Source organism: Neobacillus sp. FSL H8-0543, assembly GCF_038592905.1.
Lineage (GTDB): Bacteria > Bacillota > Bacilli > Bacillales > Cytobacillaceae > Neobacillus.
Genome location: NZ_CP151943.1, coordinates 2,668,148 through 2,687,595 on the forward strand (window position 1 = coordinate 2,668,148; position 19,448 = coordinate 2,687,595).

Annotated in this window: 16 protein-coding genes and 1 other annotated feature; of the genes, 10 read left to right on the plus strand and 6 right to left on the minus strand. The window is 38.4% G+C overall.

Going from position 1 to position 19,448, the window contains the following annotated elements; all coding sequences use genetic code 11:
* Nucleotides 1-135 precede the first annotated feature (135 nt).
* The gene (locus NSS81_RS13210; protein ID WP_342429184.1) at nucleotides 136-696 is read left to right on the plus strand and encodes a sugar O-acetyltransferase; all 561 of its coding nucleotides are present in this window, start codon (nucleotides 136-138) and stop codon (nucleotides 694-696) included.
* Nucleotides 697-796: 100 nt separating this feature from the next.
* Here the strand turns inward: NSS81_RS13210 and NSS81_RS13215 are convergent, their stop codons facing one another.
* Entirely contained in the window at nucleotides 797-1,486 is a 690-nt protein-coding gene (locus tag NSS81_RS13215; protein WP_342429185.1) for a PAS domain-containing protein, read from the minus strand.
* A 535-nt stretch (nucleotides 1,487-2,021) separates the two neighbouring features.
* Between NSS81_RS13215 and sdaAB the strand changes: the two genes are divergently transcribed.
* The 4 genes from sdaAB to NSS81_RS13235 all read left to right on the plus strand — a co-directional run bounded on the left by sdaAB (nucleotide 2,022) and on the right by NSS81_RS13235 (nucleotide 5,892).
* Complete coding sequence (sdaAB, locus tag NSS81_RS13220; RefSeq protein ID WP_342429186.1) at nucleotides 2,022-2,720, plus strand: L-serine ammonia-lyase, iron-sulfur-dependent subunit beta; 699 nt, start codon at nucleotides 2,022-2,024, stop codon at nucleotides 2,718-2,720.
* 23 nt (nucleotides 2,721-2,743) lie between these two features.
* The gene (gene sdaAA / locus NSS81_RS13225) at nucleotides 2,744-3,640 is read left to right on the plus strand and encodes an L-serine ammonia-lyase, iron-sulfur-dependent, subunit alpha (RefSeq protein WP_342429187.1); all 897 of its coding nucleotides are present in this window, start codon (nucleotides 2,744-2,746) and stop codon (nucleotides 3,638-3,640) included.
* 79 nt (nucleotides 3,641-3,719) lie between these two features.
* Nucleotides 3,720-5,033 carry an aromatic amino acid transport family protein gene (locus tag NSS81_RS13230; protein ID WP_342429188.1) on the plus strand — a complete coding sequence of 438 codons (1,314 nt, stop codon included), beginning with the start codon at nucleotides 3,720-3,722 and terminating at the stop codon, nucleotides 5,031-5,033.
* 166 nt (nucleotides 5,034-5,199) lie between these two features.
* Entirely contained in the window at nucleotides 5,200-5,892 is a 693-nt protein-coding gene (locus NSS81_RS13235; RefSeq protein ID WP_342429189.1) for an AIM24 family protein, read from the plus strand.
* A 52-nt stretch (nucleotides 5,893-5,944) separates the two neighbouring features.
* Here NSS81_RS13235 and NSS81_RS13240 read toward each other — a convergent pair whose 3' ends face one another.
* On the minus strand, nucleotides 5,945-6,775 hold the full coding sequence (locus tag NSS81_RS13240; protein WP_342429190.1) for a TetR/AcrR family transcriptional regulator: 831 nt from the start codon (nucleotides 6,773-6,775) through the stop codon (nucleotides 5,945-5,947).
* 99 nt (nucleotides 6,776-6,874) lie between these two features.
* Between NSS81_RS13240 and NSS81_RS13245 the strand changes: the two genes are divergently transcribed.
* A complete protein-coding gene (locus NSS81_RS13245) occupies nucleotides 6,875-9,958 on the plus strand; it encodes an efflux RND transporter permease subunit (RefSeq protein WP_342429191.1) in 3,084 nt (1,027 codons plus the stop codon).
* Between the two features lie 594 nt (nucleotides 9,959-10,552).
* Here the strand turns inward: NSS81_RS13245 and NSS81_RS13250 are convergent.
* Genes NSS81_RS13250 through NSS81_RS13260 form a run of 3 tightly spaced genes read right to left on the minus strand, consistent with a single transcriptional unit; the run spans nucleotide 10,553 to nucleotide 13,119 of the window.
* A complete protein-coding gene (locus tag NSS81_RS13250; RefSeq protein WP_342434017.1) occupies nucleotides 10,553-11,335 on the minus strand; it encodes an ABC-2 family transporter protein in 783 nt (260 codons plus the stop codon).
* Nucleotides 11,336-11,341: 6 nt separating this feature from the next.
* Entirely contained in the window at nucleotides 11,342-12,145 is an 804-nt protein-coding gene (locus NSS81_RS13255; protein ID WP_342429192.1) for an ABC transporter permease, read from the minus strand.
* Nucleotides 12,142-13,119 carry an ATP-binding cassette domain-containing protein gene (locus NSS81_RS13260; protein ID WP_342429193.1) on the minus strand — a complete coding sequence of 326 codons (978 nt, stop codon included), beginning with the start codon at nucleotides 13,117-13,119 and terminating at the stop codon, nucleotides 12,142-12,144. Before NSS81_RS13260 ends, NSS81_RS13255 begins: the two co-directional genes overlap by 4 nt.
* A gap of 183 nt (nucleotides 13,120-13,302) precedes the next feature.
* On the opposite strand from NSS81_RS13260, the gene NSS81_RS13265 reads away from it, so the two are divergent.
* Nucleotides 13,303-14,220 carry a nuclease-related domain-containing protein gene (locus tag NSS81_RS13265; protein ID WP_342429194.1) on the plus strand — a complete coding sequence of 306 codons (918 nt, stop codon included), beginning with the start codon at nucleotides 13,303-13,305 and terminating at the stop codon, nucleotides 14,218-14,220.
* A gap of 642 nt (nucleotides 14,221-14,862) precedes the next feature.
* Here NSS81_RS13265 and NSS81_RS13270 read toward each other — a convergent pair.
* Nucleotides 14,863-15,120 carry an alpha/beta-type small acid-soluble spore protein gene (locus NSS81_RS13270; protein ID WP_342429195.1) on the minus strand — a complete coding sequence of 86 codons (258 nt, stop codon included), beginning with the start codon at nucleotides 15,118-15,120 and terminating at the stop codon, nucleotides 14,863-14,865.
* Nucleotides 15,121-15,224: 104 nt separating this feature from the next.
* Nucleotides 15,225-15,435, plus strand: a binding site (T-box leader).
* 52 nt (nucleotides 15,436-15,487) lie between these two features.
* Here NSS81_RS13270 and argS point away from each other — a divergent pair.
* The 3 genes from argS to NSS81_RS13285 all read left to right on the plus strand — a co-directional run bounded on the left by argS (nucleotide 15,488) and on the right by NSS81_RS13285 (nucleotide 19,218).
* On the plus strand, nucleotides 15,488-17,182 hold the full coding sequence (gene argS, locus NSS81_RS13275) for an arginine--tRNA ligase (protein WP_342429196.1): 1,695 nt from the start codon (nucleotides 15,488-15,490) through the stop codon (nucleotides 17,180-17,182).
* A 68-nt stretch (nucleotides 17,183-17,250) separates the two neighbouring features.
* The gene (locus NSS81_RS13280) at nucleotides 17,251-17,718 is read left to right on the plus strand and encodes a DinB family protein (RefSeq protein ID WP_342429197.1); all 468 of its coding nucleotides are present in this window, start codon (nucleotides 17,251-17,253) and stop codon (nucleotides 17,716-17,718) included.
* Between the two features lie 297 nt (nucleotides 17,719-18,015).
* Nucleotides 18,016-19,218: an MFS transporter gene (locus NSS81_RS13285; protein WP_342429198.1), complete on the plus strand. Its 1,203-nt coding sequence runs from the start codon at nucleotides 18,016-18,018 to the stop codon at nucleotides 19,216-19,218.
* The last annotated feature ends 230 nt before the right edge of the window (nucleotides 19,219-19,448 follow it).

Genomic DNA, 19,448 nt, shown 5'->3' on the forward strand with positions numbered 1-19,448 from the left:
AATCACTTACTTTTCTTATCTTTTTTGTGTTTTAATCTTCAAAGCTGTAAATGGAAATGTACGTAATTTAAGAAGAAGACTCTGTAATGAAGACAATTATTCAAATGTTATCCTTATAAGAAAGTAGGTAATAATATGAAAACTGAAAAAGAAAAAATGATAGCAGGAGAAATGTATAACCCTGCTGACCCCGTATTATTAAAGGAACGGGATGAAGCGAGACGGAAGGTTAGGATATATAATCAAACTTTAGAATCTGAAGGAGAAAAGAGGACCAAATTATTAAAGGAATTACTCGGGTCAACTGGAGAAAAACTGTATATAGAGCCCAATATACGATTTGATTATGGTTATAACACACATGTAGGAGAAAACTTTTATGCAAACTTCGACTGCACCATTTTAGATGTTTGTGAAGTGCGTTTTGGAGATAACTGTATGCTTGCACCTGGAGTACAAATTTATACAGCAACACATCCTCTTAATCCGACTGAACGTAATTCAGGTATAGAATATGCAAAGCCGATTACATTTGGGAACAATGTATGGATTGGAGGAAGCGCAATTATAAACCCAGGAGTAACGGTAGGAGATAATGTTGTTATCGCATCAGGCGCAGTAGTTACTAAAGATGTACCAGATAATGTTGTAGTTGGCGGTAATCCTGCTAAAGTAATTAAACTGATTGAAATATAAAGTATCTTTCTAAAGTGCGAATTGGTAAATGAGTGACAGGCACCATCCAAAATGATGTGTCTGTCACTTGTGTTTTATAGATTACTCAAAACAGTATTGTTCAATTGTTCTGGTTCGATGTGAGATACTTTTCGTTGCGTGATATCATTTGATGATAACGATAAACACTTGACTCCGACATTCCCATTATTTCAGCCACTTCATTTATTGTCCCTTTAATTTCAAATACTCCATTTTCTTTTAATTTTGAAATAGCAAGTCTCTTTTGTTCAGGTGATAACTGAGCACCAGATTCCAATATATCTTTATCTATTACTGTATGAATGATATTACGAATATTATCGGTAAGTTTTTCTACAGGTTGTTCCTGATCAGTTCCCTTTTCGAAATGCTCTATATCTAAGCTTAGATTGGCTAATTTTAATATATCCTTTGCGACCTTCCTATAGGCATCCGCATCAAAATTTATACATAAAAGACCTTGTAATTGACCTTCACGATCTTTTATAAACAAAGTTGATGAACGAAATTTTTTACCTCGTGGTCCTTCTCCAACATAAGCTACAACATGTTCCTTATTTAAATATACCTTTTCGCTGATTAATTTTTTTGCATAGTTAGTTAATGGGCCATTTAAAGATCTTCCACTTAAGTCCCCGTTGACTATGTGACCGATATGAGAACCTCCATTAGGATTTAAAACATGTAATACAAATTCATAATTAGATCCCAAAATTTCCCCGAAGTAATTCATTATATTTTGATAGTGTCGAAATAGTTCATTATCCAATTAAGTATCCTCCATATTACCAGAATTACATATTTAGTTTAATACTAAAATTATAACAGATTTTGGGAACATCCAATGAATATAATAAAAAATTTCTATAAAAATAATTTATTATATTTCCGTTGACAGCGTGTTCATACATGTGATAATTTATGTATGCAGTAATAAAAAATAATTACTGTAATAAATTATTCTAAATATTTGATAAGGTTCAGATTAAAATAATCGTTGTTTTGATGGTATTGATTGCAATAATAATTTATCCGATTGTTCAATTAGTGCTTCTTTTGAAAACCCTTACATGAAAGATTCTATTATTCCTTTAGTTGGAATGACACCGGAAAATGAATTTAATAATAATTTCTACTACAGTTTCTGTTCCTATTAATCTTCTACTCAAGCTGATATCATCGCAGCTAATCCGGTCCCTACTATTGGAACAAAAGTTATTGCAAGAATAATAACTGGATAATTACAACCTATTTTAGATTGATAATTCCAGTAACTGGAACGGCACAATGAGGAGGAATCATATATGAACATGAACGTAGTTCCTATTAAAGAAAAAAAAGTTGTTAATTTTAAAAGTTGTTTTGATGTGATTGGACCGGTTATGATAGGACCCTCGAGTTCGCATACTGCAGGTGCATTATCTATTGGAACCGTTGCTAATAAATTATTTCAAGGTCTTCCAAAAAAAGTTGTTGTAAAGTATTATGAATCATTTGCCGAAACCCATAAAGGACACGGAACAGATTTTGCAATTATTGCTGGTATATTAGGATTTGCTACCGATGATAGTAGAGTGCCTAGTGCTATTCAAATTGCAGAATCCTATGGGATTGACATTACCTTTATAGAAGATTCAGGTGATAGTCCTGCTGGTCACCCAAATACTGCAGATGTTTATCTAGAAGATGAAAATCGAAGTATTAGAACCATGGGTATTTCAGTTGGTGGTGGATTAATTGAAATCAAACATATTGAAGTTGAAGGGTTTAGCTTAAATCTTCAGGGGCCATTACCTGTTATTATAGCGATTTCTGAAAAAGATGGCCTTGAATTTGTCTTACGCAGGTTCTTTAAACAACATCATGTGGAAATTAACCACTTTCACAGTATGGAAAAGGACGGCAAATACCTATATGAATTTGATTTAGATTCTCAAGTACCTAGTGATGTTCAAAGAGAATTGAGAACTTTAAGCGATACAGCTACTATTATTATTCTTTAATTAGATAAGGGGTGTGAAATTATATGTACATGTCCATACAGGAAATCGTAGATGCAGCGAATAATAGACAAAAGCCAATTTATCAATTAGCGATCGAGCAGGAAATGGAGATAACCAAAGCCTCTTACGAAGAGATTTGGAGTAAAATGGAAAAAAACTTGGTTACTATGGAAAATGCCGTAAAGAGAAGTATTGAGGGCAACGGAGTATTTTCTCCAACTGGTTTAACCGGAGGGGATGCTGTGAAAATAAAAAAATACCGCGAGAACGGAAAAACCCTTTCTGGGGATTGGATGATGTTCGGGGTACAAAGCGCTTTCGGTGTTAATGAAGTTAACTCAGCGATGGGGGTCATATGTGCAACTCCAACAGCAGGTGCGAGTGGAACGATTCCAGGAGTACTATTTAGTATTAAAGATACGTTACAGTTAAGTCATGAAGAAACAGTCCATTTTCTATTCACTTCAGCTTTATTTGGAATGGTAGTAGCGAATAATGCTTGTATTTCCGGAGCATTTGGAGGTTGTCAAGCTGAAGTAGGCAGTGCCTCGGCAATGGCCGCAGCAGCAGCAGTAGAAGCTTCCGGAGGAACTCCACAGCAATCTTCTGAAGCATTCGCAACCGCATTACAAAACTTACTCGGACTAGTTTGTGATCCAGTTGCAGGTTTAGTAGAAATACCCTGTGTAAAAAGAAATGCTGTTGGAACGGCCAATGCATTAGTAGCAGCAGACATTGCATTAGCAGGCGTAACCAACGTCATCAATGCTGACGAAACAATTGAAGCGATGTATCGAGTAGGAAAACAAATGCCTCGTGAATTAAGAGAGACCGGTTTAGGTGGAATTGCAGCTACTCCTACTGGAATTGCTATTAAAAACAAGATCTTCGGAGAAAAGAAAGATAATAAGTTTATATAATGATAGATGGATTTCAACAAGTGTTTTGTAAATAAAAAAAAATTAAAATAATGGATCAGTATACTAGGAGGAATTAGCTATGCATGGAAATACAGCTAGGCAGCTTGATTATCAAAGTCCTATTTCAGAACAAACTTTACCAGATCCGAAAAAATGGCACAAACAAGATACCACCTGGGCATTGAGCCTTTTTGGAACAGCAATTGGAGCAGGCGTACTCTTCTTACCTATTAATGCAGGAGCAGGCGGTTTATTTTCATTACTATTGATTACTATACTTGCATTACCTGTTATGTACTACTCTCATAGAGCGCTTGCTAAAATGATATATGGTGCCAAAAATGCCGATGAGGGAATTACAGGTGTAATAAGAGAGTATTTCGGAAATAAGGCGAGTATAGTTTTTAACATAGTATATTTCGTTTCAATTTATACTATCGTGCTAATGTATTCAGTTGCACTAACAAACACTGCAAGTAGTTTCATGGTGAATCAATTGGGCATGAATGAGCCGCCAAGAGCTATTTTATCACTTGCATTAGTACTCGGTCTTATAGCTATACTAAATTTTGGTCAAGATATTACTGTTAAAGTAATGAGTATGCTAGTATATCCTTTTATCGTTTCGCTAATTTTTATCGCAGTATCTTTGATCCCACAATGGAATACGTCTATGCTTAGTTTTACAAGTGTTGACACTGCTCCTACAACAGGATTTGGGTATCTCAGTATGATAGTGTTGATTTTACCAATCATAGTATTCTCGTTTAATCATTCTCCGATTATCTCGTCATTTGTTATGAAACAGAGGCAAACATATGGAATAGATGCTGTTGATGCCAAAAGTGCTCAAATACAAAAGGTTACTTATATAATGACATTTGGTGTAGTTATGTTCTTTGTTTGGAGCAGCGTCTTGAGCTTGACACCAAATGACTTAGTAACAGCAAAAGAACAGAACTTGTCAATACTTTCGTATCTTGCAAATGAGCTTAATTCACCGCTAATTGCTATTGCAGCACCTATCATTGCCTTTGTAGCGATTACAAAGTCTTTCTTAGGCCATTATGTAGGAGCATATGAGGTTATGCGCGACATGATTCTTGGTGCAGCTAAAGCACGCGGTAAAAACGTACAAGAAAAAACAATTAAGTCAATTATCCTTGTGTTTGTTGTATTAACATGCTGGTATGTTGCATATTCAAATCCAAGTATTCTTGGACTTATCGATTCTCTTAGCGGTCCACTGGTTGCAGCTATACTATGTGTACTACCAATGTATGCGATTAGTAAAGTTCCTGTATTAGCTAAATACAAAGGGAAATTAAGCAACGTATTTGTTATTATTGTAGGTCTGCTTACTGTCTTAGCAAGCCTGAACTCATTATTCTAATTAAATCTTTTGAACAACCAGACTCAATCCTAGCTCAGGATTGAGTCTTTTGTATAGAAGGAATTGATGAAAAAATCTTACAAATATTTTAAAAACTGTAAAATAAATATGAAACATAAATGTTGATGATTCGTAGTAATAGTATCGGAGAAAGGATGATGTCTCATTGAACAGATATTCCATTGAAGAGTTTATTAAAAAAACGGAGCAAGTGGATAAGGGTGAAGGTTTTTTTGAATTGGAGACACCCCGTCTGCTCGAGGTAAATCTTGACGGCCAGGTGTGGGCAAAAGCGGGGTCAATGGTTGCTTATCATGGTCAAATGAAGTTTGTCCGTGAAGGAATTTTGGAGCATGGGCTTGGAACGGCATTTAAAAAGGCACTAACGGGTGAAGGTGCTTCATTAATGAAAGCCAATGGCAAGGGAAAATTATACCTTGCAGACGAAGGTAAAAAAATTACTATCCTTCACCTGCAAAATGAAGCGATTTATGTAAACGGAAATGACCTTCTTGCATTTGAACCAGCTATTAAATGGAATATCAAAATGATGAAACGGATTGCTGGTATGATGGCAGGCGGATTATTTAATGTTCGTTGTGAAGGGACGGGGATGATTGCGATTACCACTCATTATGAACCGTTGACATTAAAGGTTACTCCAGGTAAACCAATTATTACCGACCCAAATGCAACGGTAGCGTGGTCCGGGAATCTGCAGCCAGAGTTTCAAACAGATGTCAGTTTGAAAACCTTCCTAGGAAGAGGAAGCGGTGAATCGATTCAAATGAGGTTTGAAGGTGAGGGTTTTGTAGTCATTCAGCCTTATGAAGAAGTCTATTTTAAGGATAAGGGTTAAACAGGATTAGGAAAGGCAGAATGCTTTATCGTCATTCTGCCTTTCTTAATTTTTAAAAATGAAAGTAACTCCGCAGTACATAAGAAATCCATTTGCAATGCGGGTGGTTCCGAATATTTTCTAGTAAACCTCTCACAATAACAGGACTCAAATCCGGTTCGAGTAAATGTTGTTTGAGTAAAATTAATGATTCTTTTTCAACCAGTTCCTCAATTTCCTCTATCTTTTGTTCCAGGAGTTCAATAATCTGTTCCTTCGTGACTTCCTCGTTCGTAGGCTGCTTGAACATTTTGATAAGGTCTTCGGAAATGAAGGGAATAGTCGTATGCCTCGCGAGTAAATTTGTTTTTTCCACAAGCGATTGAGCCAATAAGTTCAGATCTAATGGTACATTAAAGAATAGAAATAACTGTGAATAGGTGCTCATAAAGCCTTTTATACAATAAATTAAATCATATTTTATCGGTTGAATCTCTTCGCCGTACAATCGTTCAATCATCGATAAGATAACTTGCTCATTTAGCTTATCATAGTAATGCATTTTTGAAAGGAGTTCCTCATTAAAAGAATGCATTTGTTCCTTAATAAGAATTTTGGCAAAGTCAGCATGCTTATGAAAAGAAGTAAATGTTGCAAAATAAAAATCATATAAAAGTTCATCACTATTTGTATTCTTGACTGTATAGTCAATGTCTGAGATGACTTGAATCATAAAGTGATCAATCAGCGCTAAAATTAATTCATCCTTTGACTTGAACGATAAGTAGAAAGCACCTTTGGAAATACCGCAATGTTCTGTTATTTGCTGAACAGATGTAGCTTCAAAACCTTGCTTCGCAAAAAGTTCTAAAGCCTTTTCCATAATTAACTGTTGTTTAACCATTGTATACTATCGCTCCTAAGGTCTATTATTGACAAATGACCGATTAGTCATTATTATAAGGAAATGAGCTTGATAAGTCAATAAAGGGTAGGTGTAAGTGTGAAGGGTTTAGTCAATTTTGTCCTGCAAAATAAATTAGCCGTATGGCTGCTAACAATTATCATTACGGTGTCTGGTATTTACTCAGGTACACGAATGAATATGGAGACGATTCCTGATATTTCAATTCCTTACTTAATGGTCATGGATGTATATCCTGGTGCTACTCCTGAAAAGGTAATGGAGGATGTTTCCAAACCTTTGGAAAAAGCAATTGAAAATCTTGAAGGTGTAAAATCCGTCTATTCAAATTCCAATGCGAACATGGCAAGTCTGCAAGTGGAATATGAATATGGTGAAGATATGGACGAGGCGAATCGTGCCTTAAAGTCCGCTTTAGAGGCAGTGAAATTACCTGAAGGTGCACAGGAGCCAATCATTACAGCGATTAGCATGAACATGATGCCTGTTGTTGCGCTTAGTATTAGTAGTACAACAGAGGATATTGTTGAATTAACATCAACAGTAGAGGAAGTTATCCTTCCAAAAATCGAGAAAATTGATGGTGTTGCTTCTGCAACCATCACAGGTCAACATATTGAAGAAGTAGAACTTACGTATAATGATGCAAAAATGGCTGAACTTGGTTTAACGGAAGATACAGTGAAGCAAATGATTCAAGCGAGTGATCTGGCGGTTTCATTAGGACTCTACGAATTTGAACAAGGTGAACAAGCTGTAGCAATCGACGGCAAGTTCATGACCGCTGATGAATTAAAGGGAATGCTTATTCCTGTAACACCATCAGAAACACAACCTATCCCATTCGTAAAACTTAGCGATATCGCTGCCGTTGAAGTAGTCGGCAGAGTACAATCGGTATCTCGTACAAACGGTGAAGATTCTATAACTATTCAAATCGTTAAAGGTCAACAAGCCAACACAGTTGATGTTGTAAACAGTGTGAAGGATCTGATCGAAGAACAAGAGGAAAAAATTGATGGCCTTGTCATTGATGTATCACTTGACCAGGGAGCACCAATTGAAGAATCGGTTAAAACAATGATTGAAAAAGCATTATTTGGCGGATTAATTGCCGTATTAATTATTCTTTTATTCTTACGTGACTTTAAATCAACGATTATTTCAATCGTGTCTATTCCAGTTTCAATTTTCATGGCATTATTGCTATTAAACTGGTTGGATATTACATTAAATATTATGACGCTGGGCGCGATTACAGTTGCCATTGGCCGTGTAATTGATGACTCCATCGTAGTTGTTGAAAATATATACCGTCGTCTTCATTTGAAAAATGAGAAATTAACAGGTCGTGCGCTTGTGCGTGAAGCGACGATTGAAATGTTCAAACCAATACTATCGTCTACATTAGTAACGGTTGCGGTATTCGCGCCACTTATCTTTGTTGGCGGAATGGTCGGGGAACTATTCATGCCGTTTGCCTTAACGATGACGTTTGCACTTGGTGCATCACTAATTGTGGCAATCACGATCGTACCGGCATTATCACACTTCTTATTTAAGAAAAAGCTATATAGCGAAAAAACAGAAAGCAGCCATAAAGAGGCTGGCAAGTTAGCTAACTGGTACAAAGGAGTTCTTGGCTGGACACTTAACCATAAAGTAGTTACTTCAGTTATCGCAATTGTTTTATTAGCTGGAAGTTTGGCGTTGACGCCATTAATCGGTTTTAGTTTTATGGGCAGTGAAGAAGAAAAGGTAATGTACTTAACCTATACGCCTAAAGCGGGCGAGTTAATGGAAGATACATTAGCAAACATTGAAGCGGTTGAAGAGGAATTACTTAAACGCGAAGATATTGATATTGTTCAATTATCTGTAATGGAAGATGGCGACCCGATGGCAGCAATGATGGGTGGCGGAGGAAGCGGTGCATTAATGTACTTAATCTTTGATCCTGAAATGGAGGACTTCCCAGGTGCTCGCGAAGAAATTGAAGAATATGTGTTCAACATTGGCCAAACAGGTGAATGGAAGACCCAGAACTTCACTGCAATGTCGATGTCAACAAATGAAGTGAGTTATACCTTCTACAGTGAAGATTTAGATAAACTAAATGACGCTGTAAAAATGGTAGAAGGCGTTATGAGTAAAAATGACGGCTTGGAAGACGTATCATCAAGTGCAGAGGATGCATTCGTTGAGTATACATTCAATGTAGAACAAGATGAGTTACTGCAGTATGGATTAACAACGGGTCAAATCGTGATGATGTTAAGCCCTGCACACACACAAGATATATTAACAACAGTTGAAAAAGACGGTAACGAATTAGAAGTAATTGTCCAACAAGAGCAAGCAGCACAACCAAAGTCAATTGACGATATTTTAGCTAAACAAGTACAGACAGCACTTGGTACAACAATGCCGCTTTCTGAGCTTGTTACAGTTGAAAAAGGAACAACTCTAAACACACTGGCACGTAGTAAAGGTGAATACTACGCAACCGTTTCAGGAACCATCCTTGGGGATGATATTTCAAAAGCAACCTCAGAAGTAGAAAAGGCCATTGATAAATTAGAGTTACCTAAAGGTGTTACAATCGGCGTTGCTGGTGTCCAGGCGGATATGGATGAGACATTTACACAGCTTGGTATGGCGATGCTTGCGGCAATCGCAATTGTGTACTTTATCCTGGTTGTAACCTTCCGTGAAGGTGTCGCACCATTTGCGATTCTATTCTCATTACCATTTGCGGTCATTGGTTCATTTGTCGGACTATTAATCGCAGGTGAAACCATCTCTGTATCTGTTATGATGGGTCTACTGATGTTAATCGGTATCGTTGTAACGAATGCCATTGTACTAGTAGACAGGATCATTCATATGGAACGCGATGGTCTGACAATGCGTGAAGCAGTTCTAGAAGCTGGAGCAACACGTCTTCGCCCAATCCTAATGACAGCACTGGCAACAATCGGTGCATTAATTCCATTAGCTATTGGCACAGGCGGTGGCGGCTTAATCTCGAAAGGTCTAGGTATTACCGTAATCGGTGGTTTAGCAAGTTCAACCTTATTAACATTAATTGTTGTACCAATCGTTTATGAAATACTATCTAAGATTTTCAAGAAAAACCGTAGAGAAGTTGAAGAAAACTAATAGATTCTTTTCGTTGAGCCCTACAAGGTGAGTTTTCATCTTGTCGGGCTTTTTTTTATAGGAAGTTTGGCAGGCAGAAAACGGGTCCTCATGAAGGTTCCATGAGGACCATTTCAAATGAAAAATCGGAAAAGTAGTCCTCATGAAGGTTCCATGAGGACCATTTCGAATGAAAAATCGGAAAAGTAGCTCTCATAAAGGTTCCATGAGGACCATTTCGAACGAAAAATCGGAAAAGTAGTCCTCATGAAGGTTCCATGAGGACCATTTCGAACGAAAAATTGGAAAAGTAGCTCTCATGGAGGTTCCATGAGGACCATTTCGAATGAAAAATCGGAAAAGTAGTCCTCATGAAGGTTCCATGAGGACCATTTCGAACGAAAAATTGGAAAAGTAGCTCTCATGGAGGTTCCATGAGTACCATTTCAATCGAAAAATCGGAAAAGTAGCTCTCATGGAGGTTCCATGAGGACCATTTCGAATGAAAAATCGGAAAAGTAGCTCTCGTGAAGGTTCCATGAGGGCCATTTCGAACGAAAAATCGGAAAAGTAGTCCTCATGAAGGTTCCACAGAATTGTTCAAAATCGATTAAATCAAGAACCGGTTGAGCGATAATGCTTAACACCAAATTGCCAGACAAGTAAACACGGTAGAATAAACAGGCAGCCCAGGAGAGGAATCATCATATAAACATACTCATTTCCATCACTTTTTCCGAGGATAAACTGTAATGGCAGGTAGTTTACCGTTCCAAAGGGGATCACATAAGTAAAGAAGCGAGCGACCCATTTATGATATATATTTAACGGATATTGTGCCATCTCTCTGCCGCCATCAGTAAAGATATTTGCGACTTCAAGCCCTTGGATGGTCCAAAAACACATGGTGGCGGCTAGCATGTAGATGCCTGTAAAAATAAGAACCCCACTAGTAATCATAAACAAAAGTGTCAGCCCTTTAATCACTCCCCATTCAATGGGCAAATTACTCAAAGCCCAAACCAAAACAAACCCGCTTTGAAGGAGTCGGCCGAATCTCGTAAATTCAAATTTCGAGCCGAGTACCTGAATAAAGGTGCTCTGTGGTCTAACGAGTATTCGGTCAAATTCTCCATTCACAACGAGACTAGAAAAGCTGTCAAAGCCACGTGCAAAGCATTCACTAATTGCAAATGCCATATGGATAACACCAAAACAAAGAGCCACTTCGAAAAATTGCCAGCCCTTGATTTGGCCAAAGCGTTCAAATAATAAGTAAAGACCGGCAAAGACGGTAAAGGGAATAAAAAACTGACCCAGTGACAGCAGCCAGAATGAGGTCCGGTACTGCATTTGTGATTTAAAGAGAATTAAAAGATACTTGCCATACAGTTTCAACAAAAATCAGCCTCCTTGTACAACGACTCTTTTTAACGCACCGTTAAGAGCCATCCTTCCTAACCAAACGAGCACAACTAGGTACACAAGCTGAATGCCAATCCCAATTATTGCCTCATTTTGTGGGATGTGACCTGAATAGACTCTAAAGGGAAAATCAGCCGTCCAGCGAAACGGAAGAAAATAGGCGATTTTTTGCAGCCATAATGGCATTAATGGTACCGGGATGACTAAGCCGGCAAAGAACTCACCAATTACCCCGAACACCAGTAATGATCCTACTGGAGAGAGCGTCGCAAATACAGAAATATAAATAAACATTGAAATTGCTACTAAAAGCAATAATCCGATTAGCAGTGTCACCACAAATAATAGAAAGGTGGTGAAGCTTGGCGGAATAGTTAAGTTGTATGGTTCCGGCAAAAATACTGCAATGATGAGAATGGGAAAACAGCGTAGTATGGCACTGGATAACCGTTGGGCGAGAAGCTTTGCATACCAAAAGCCATATAGACCCGTTGGACGACAAAGCTCATAGGCGATGTTCCCGCTAGTAATGAGATCAAATAACTCATTATCACGAAACCAAAGCATAATAAAAGTCAAAAAAGCCTGTTGTAGCCATATGTAGGTAATTAATTCCTGTAATGAGATAGGCGGAGTTTTAGTGGCATGTTCATAGAAAGCTTGGAAAACCATAATCGCAATAAATCCCCAGAAGAACTGTGTCGCCACTCCCGCTAGTGCGGCGGCTCGATATTGCATCCCATTTAGGAGTCGTAGCTTTAAAACGGATAGATACACACTCATATTTGGAACTCCTTATAAAGCTGGAGGATTGTTTCTTCTATTGGCTGGGCTTCAATAGTGACATCCAATAATTCGACCCTTGTCGACAGTTGGGTGATAACCTCAGATGTACGGATCTGGTCAGTATCTACAGCTATCACTGCTCGTTCAGGCGACCATGAAAGGATTGTAGTCCCTGGGATATCTAGTGATTTTTGATGTTTTCGGTAATCCGCTGTAATGATTTTTTGCGATCCAAACCGCTTTCTCATCTCCTCTAAATTTCCATCATACAATAAACTCCCCTTGCCAATTAAGAGCACTCGATCAGCTAACGCCTCGATGTCACTCATATCGTGAGTAGTAAGGATAACCGTAACTCCCCGTTCTTTATTAATAGTTTTGATGAACTGTCGGACCGCAATTTTTGAAATAGCATCCAGACCAATAGTGGGTTCGTCTAAAAATAAAATTTGGGGATTATGGATGAGCGAAGCGGCAATTTCACAGCGCATCCGTTGACCTAAGCTTAATTGTCGGACAGGTGTATGGATAATGCTTTGCAATTCAAGCGTTTCAATGAGCAGGTCAATCGTAGATTTATATTGTTCTTGCGGAACTTTATAGATATCTTTTAAAAGTTCGAAAGAATCGATAACGGGAACATCCCACCAAAGCTGCGAGCGCTGACCAAAAACTACCCCGATATTTTTAACATACTGAGTGCGATCCTTCCAAGGTGTGTAACCCATAATGGTACAGCTCCCTTGTTCAGGTACGAGAATCCCGCTCATGATTTTAATCGTTGTCGATTTTCCTGCACCATTTGGCCCGATATAGCCGACAATTTCACCTTGATTAATGGTGAAGGAAATATCCTTTAGGGCCTCAACAATGGTATGCTCTCGAAAAAAAAGGGCCTTTGTTGCTTGGCGTATTCCTGCTGATCGTTTGGCCACCTTAAATGATTTACTGATTCCTTCTACATAAATCATCCTTTTCCCCTCCTACTTTTGAGTCACAGAGGAAGATTTTAACACTGGATATTGTAAGTTGTCAATAATTTTCTGAATTTTACCACCGTAAGAGTGTGACTGGAAAAATTCACAAATTCTCCATAAGCTTATTTGTCTGTTTTTTTATAAAATAAAGCTAGAACTCTAGGAAGGAAGTGGAATATGCCTTTAAAATCTCGAACAGAGTCGAAGGAATTTAGAATTATGAAGTCATTAAATGGAAGAATGCAGTTGTCTTCAGACGATAAACAACATTATCTAAACCTGAAGAAAGGCTATGAAGGTGAAGTAAAGTTCGACTCGTTGACAGCCAGTCTCGATAGTAAATTTTACATTTTGAATGACTTGCTACTTAAGAGCAACAATACAACCTTTCAAATTGATAGTCTACTCATTACCCAAGCGTTGATAATTCTTTGCGAAGTAAAAAATTATGAGGGAGATTATTATTACAAAGATGATGGATTTTACATGTGTACGAACAGTAAAGAAATCACTAATCCTTTACACCAGTTACATCGCAGTGAGACCTTACTCCGGCAATTACTCCAAAAACAGGGCTTCAATTTGCCGATAGATGGCAATCTCATTTTTATCCATCCTGAATTCTTCTTATATCAAGCTCCCCAAAATAAGCAAATTATCTTTTCACCACAATTACCTAGTTTTATGAAAAACTTAAGCGCAAAACCATCCAACCTAAACGGAAATCAACGTAAAATTGCAGATTTTTTACTTAGTGCGCATATCACAGATTCACCTTATACACAGGTACCGACTTATGAATATGGCGGACTGCGGAAGGGGTGTAAATGTGGGGTTTGTGACTCATTTGATGTGATTTGTGGTGAACGGAAAATTAGGTGTATGAATTGTGGATCCGAAGAGACTATTGAATTAGCTGTTTTACGTAGTACAGAAGAGTTTATTCTTCTTTTTCCAAAACAAAGAATTACTACTAATATGATTCATGATTGGTGTAAGGTTGTAAAATATAAAAAGAGAATTAGAAATATATTATTAACACGCTATATTTTAGTGGGCCATGGAAAGTATTCATACTTTGAAACAACAAAATAAAATGATATTGAATTTATCGTATCAGTCTAGCTCAAGGTTGGGTTCATGTGGCCAACTTTCCTGATTATTTAGTTGAAATGTGCTTCATGGACCCTTCATGAGGACTACTTTTCGGATTTCTCGGTTGAAATGTGCTTCATGGACCCTTCATGAGGACTACTTTTCGGAATTCTCGGTTGAAATGTGCTTCATGGACCCTTCATGAGGACTACTTTTCGGATTTCTCGGTTGAAATGTGCTTCATGGACCCTTCATGAGGACTACTTTTCGGATTTCTCGAATGAAATGTGCTTCATGGACCCGTCATGAGGACTACTTTTCGGATTTCTCGGTTGAAATGTGCTTCATGGACCCTTCATGAGGACTACTTTTCGGATTTCTCGAATGAAATGTGCTTCATGGACCCGTCATGAGGACTACTTTTCGGATTTCTCGAATGAAATGTGCTTCATGGACCCGTCATGAGGACTACTTTTCGGATTTCTCGGTTGAAATGTGCTTCATGGACCCTTCATGAGGACTACTTTTCGGATTATCTGATCGAAATGTGCTTCATGAGACCACTTTTATGAATTACCCAAAAAAACGGTCACCACGAACCCTTCGTGATGGCCGTTTTTAAATCCCTTTTAGTAATCATCTCTAACGTTTCTTCATCATACCTTCCTGAGCCATCTTGACAAGCTCACGGACCATGCTACCGCCAAGTCTGCCGCCAACTTTACCTGCTTGCTCGGAAGTAAGCTGCCCATTATAACCTTTTTTTAGTGGTACTCCTACCTCTGAGGCAGCTTCAAACTTTGCATCCTCTGGGCTTGCAGAGCCAGCAACCTTTGCCTTTAACTCATCCAGCCCGGCCCTTGCTGCCGGAACGAGAATTTTATTTCTTCTTTTTGTCATTAGATTTCCCTCCTTTAGGTATAGGATTTCCAAAATGGTAAAATTAATCAATAATGTCTGGCAAAATTCTGGTTTTTTCAGTATAATGACATCAAAATCATTCAGAAAAATCAATGATAAAGAGAGTAGTTTTCTGTGAGGTCGTAGCGAGTCAGGAGTGGTGAGAGCCTGATACTTTTTGCAGATTACGAAGCGCACTTTTGAGATGCTTACTTGAAAATAGTAGAGTAAGCCGGAGAAATCTCCGTTAACAAACTAAGCTGGTTCTTTTTGAACAAGTAGAGTGGTACCGCGAGTTGAACTCTCGTCTCTTCATAATAGAGACGGGAGTTTTTTGTTTTTTATTAGATAAAGGAGGGTAACAAGGATGAATTATAAGCAAGAGTTAGCTGAGATTTTATTCGTAGCACTTGAGCAGGAGATTCAAGTAAGTGAACTTGAAATGCTAATCGAGAAACCCAAAAGCCAAACACATGGGGATTTAGCCTTTCCATGTTTTACTTTAGCGAAAAAGAAAAGGAAATCTCCAAACATCATTGCGCAGGAACTGAGCGAAAAGATCCAATCCCCAACCTTTGAAAAGGTAGAAGTCGTGGGGGCATACCTTAATATCTTTTTAAATAAACAGCTGGTTTCAAAAGAAATAGTGACGGAAATCAGTAAGATAAAAGAAAATTACGGTGCGCAAAACCTGGGTAAGGGCGCAAACGTAACAATAGATATGTCATCGCCCAATATTGCCAAGCCGTTCTCAATGGGGCATTTGCGTTCCACGGTGATCGGCAATGCATTAGCACATATCGTCGAAAAATGCGGATACCAACCGATAAAGATCAACCATATTGGTGACTGGGGAACACAGTTTGGAAAATTAATTACTGCTTATAAGCTTTGGGGCAATCCTGAAATAGTAAAACAAAACCCAATAAAAGAATTGTTAACACTCTATGTCAAGTTTCATGAGGAAGCAGAAGCGGACCCGGCACTAGTTGAGCAGGGGCGGAGCTGGTTTAAGAGACTTGAAGATGGCGATGAGGAAGCATTGGAACTATGGAAGTGGTTTCGTGATGAATCGCTAAAGGAATTCTCACGGATCTATGACTTAATGAATGTCGAATTTGATTCGTTTGCTGGGGAAGCCTTTTACAATGACAAAATGGACCGTGTCGTTCAACTGCTTGAGGAAAAACAGTTACTAGTAGAATCGAAACAGGCACAAGTAGTGGAATTAACCTCTGAGGAACTTCCGCCTTGCTTAATAAAAAAATCAGACGGTGCTACCCTGTATGCGACTCGTGATTTAGCCGCCGCCATTTATCGTAAGGAAAACTATGACTTTGATCTTTCCTTATATGTGGTTGGTAATGAACAAAGCCTTCACTTTAAGCAGCTTATGGCAGTATTAAAAAAGATGGGATATGAGTGGGCAGAGAAAATGGTCCATATTCCGTTCGGAATGATGCTTAAGGACGGAAAGAAAATGTCGACTAGAAAAGGTAAGGTTGTATTATTGGAGGAAGTTCTAAACGAGTCAATCGCGTTAGCTAGGCATAGTATTGAAGGAAAGAATCCAAGTCTCGTAAGTAAGGATGAAGTGGCCAAGCAAGTGGGCGTTGGGGCAGTCATGTTCCATGATTTGAAAAATTTTCGGATGAATGATATTGAATTTTCACTAGAGGAAATGCTTCGCTTTGAAGGAGAAACCGGCCCATATGTCCAATACACGTTTGCTCGGGCATGCTCAATTTTACGAAAGGCGAATTGGCAAGATGATAGAATTCCACAGTCGTTTGATACCAACTGGGAAAAGGAGTGGAAGGTTGTTAGCATGCTGCTTGAATTCCCAAATGCAATAAACCGAGCCTTTGAGAACTTTGATCCATCACAAGTGGCAAAATATATTATTGACCTTTCCCAAGCATTCAATAAATTTTATGGAGAAGTAAAGATCCTCGAAGAAAACACGGAGCAGCAGGCCCGCTTAGCACTTGTATTTGCGGTTACCGTTGTTCTTAAAGAAGGCCTGCGGTTACTGGGAATGGAAGCGCCTGAGGAAATGTAAGCGTGGACCCTTCATTTTTGGTTGATTTTGGTATAAAATAGAATTTGAATCCTGTGGGGGGAATTAGAATGAGCGAATTACTGTTTAATAATGTTCAACTAACAAGAAGTTACTTTCTTAAAAATGTAAGTGCACTAGACGATGGTCTTGTGGATGTACAACCTGATGGCTTTAACAACACGCTACATTGGCATATTGGTCATGTATTAACAGTGGCCGAGCAATTAATGTTTGGTTTTCCGGAAAACACTAATAACTTACCTGTAAACTATAAAGAATTATTCGCGCGCGGAACAAAACCGGCTGATTGGCAAGGGCAAGTTCCCTCTGTCAAAGAATTGGTTGAAAAGTTAACTGACCAACTTACACGGATGAATGATATTCCGGTAGAGAGCATAAACAAAAAGCTAGAGTCGCCATTTCTTGGTTGTAAAACATTTGGGGAACTGGTAAACTTTTGTTTATTCCATGAGAACTTACATTTAGGACAAATCCAAGCAATGAAACGTATGATTGAAACCGCTCAAGCAAAATAATAATAGGAAAGATCGTTTCTGCATTTGTAGAAACGTTTTTTCGTCATATAGGAAATTATAAAATAATTTAGTTGGGGATAACTTTGAAATAGTTATCTGAATCCAGCTCCAGCGCCCAGCGACTAGTGGACTTCGCTCTCCTCCTTACGATAAGTCAACATCGAATCGCTAACGCTCTTCGTGTTTCCTTTATCTCATGCGGAGCGCTCCAGTCCATACGTCGCAAAACGGGCGCTTGCGCCTTTTGTTCATTTTGAATTACTTGTAACTCAAAAAGAGAGGATGTCTACCTGTCTTATGAATAGACAATTGCCAAAAGATAGCCCGAAAGACAAGATATGGACCAAAGATTTTGTTCTTATTGTTTTCGCTAACTTTTTTATCTTTTTAGGGTTTCAAATGACTTTACCAACGATTCCTTTATTTGTTCAGCAATTAGGAGGAAGTGACCAGTTAATTGGTTATGTTGTTGGGATTTTTACCTTTTCTGCCTTGCTCCTCCGTCCTTATGCAGGACATTCTCTTGAATCAAAAGGGAGGGGATTTGTTTATTTACTCGGACTCACCATTTTTGTCCTTTCTGTCGGAGCCTTTGGATTTGCGACGAGTATGGCCTTCTTATTTTTCATTCGAGTTGTTCAAGGTGTTGGTTGGGGATTTTCAACAACGGCATCAGGAACGATTGCTACCGATTTAATTCCCGCATCGAGGCGCGGTGAGGGGATGGGGTATTTTGGTTTATCGGGTAATCTCGCCTTGGCATTTGGGCCATCACTGGGTCTTACCTTAGCCGGTGTGATTACCTTTAAACAACTATTCTTAATTTGCGGTGGTTTAGGATTAGCTGCCTTGCTGCTATCATCAAAAATCAGCTACAAGAAGGTTGACAAAGATTTCAAAAGGCAATCCAAGCAAAAGCTAGATATATACGAAAAGAGTGCCTTAAAGCCTTCGATGCTTTTGTTCTTCCTTACGGTAACCTTTGGAGGAATTGCTGCCTTTTTGCCACTTTATACAACTGAAAAGGGCATTTCCGGTATTCAGTGGTACTTCCTTCTTTACGCGATTGCATTGATGGTTTCGCGAACTTTTGGTGGGCAATTATATGATAAAAAAGGGCATCAGGCAATATTTATACCAGGAACCTTGTTAATTTTGACAGCAATGATTTTGTTAGCATGGTTACCAAATAGTTTTATCCTGTATCTAGCGGCAATTTTGTATGGACTAGGGTTTGGAACGGTTCAACCTGGCTTACAAGCGTGGGCGATTGAAAAGTCCCCTGTAAACAGAAGAGGAATGGCAAATGCTACCTTCTTTTCTTTTTTCGATTTAGGTGTGGGAATTGGTGCAATCGCCTTCGGTCAAATTAGCCATCTTTTCGGCTATGGGAGTATTTTTATAGCATCAGCATTATCGGTTTTTATTTCCATCGCCCTTTATGTATTTATTTTATATAATGATCGGCGGCTAGCTGTTATAAAGCAAGGAAACGTTTAAGGGATTAGCTAAGCTAATCCTTTTTTTTTGTTATTAAAGGCCGATAAGGGAAGGTTAATAATTGAAAAGTAATGAAAAGCCTGAATCTTACCATTAGTCCTAATGCTGTTGACATACTCGAGAGGCAATTTTATAATCAAATCGCGAATAAATGAGTGTCGACTTTTGTCGAAATATTATTTTTACTTTTCTTCTACACAAAATTGTTTGGACACCAGGAAAAAAAGGAG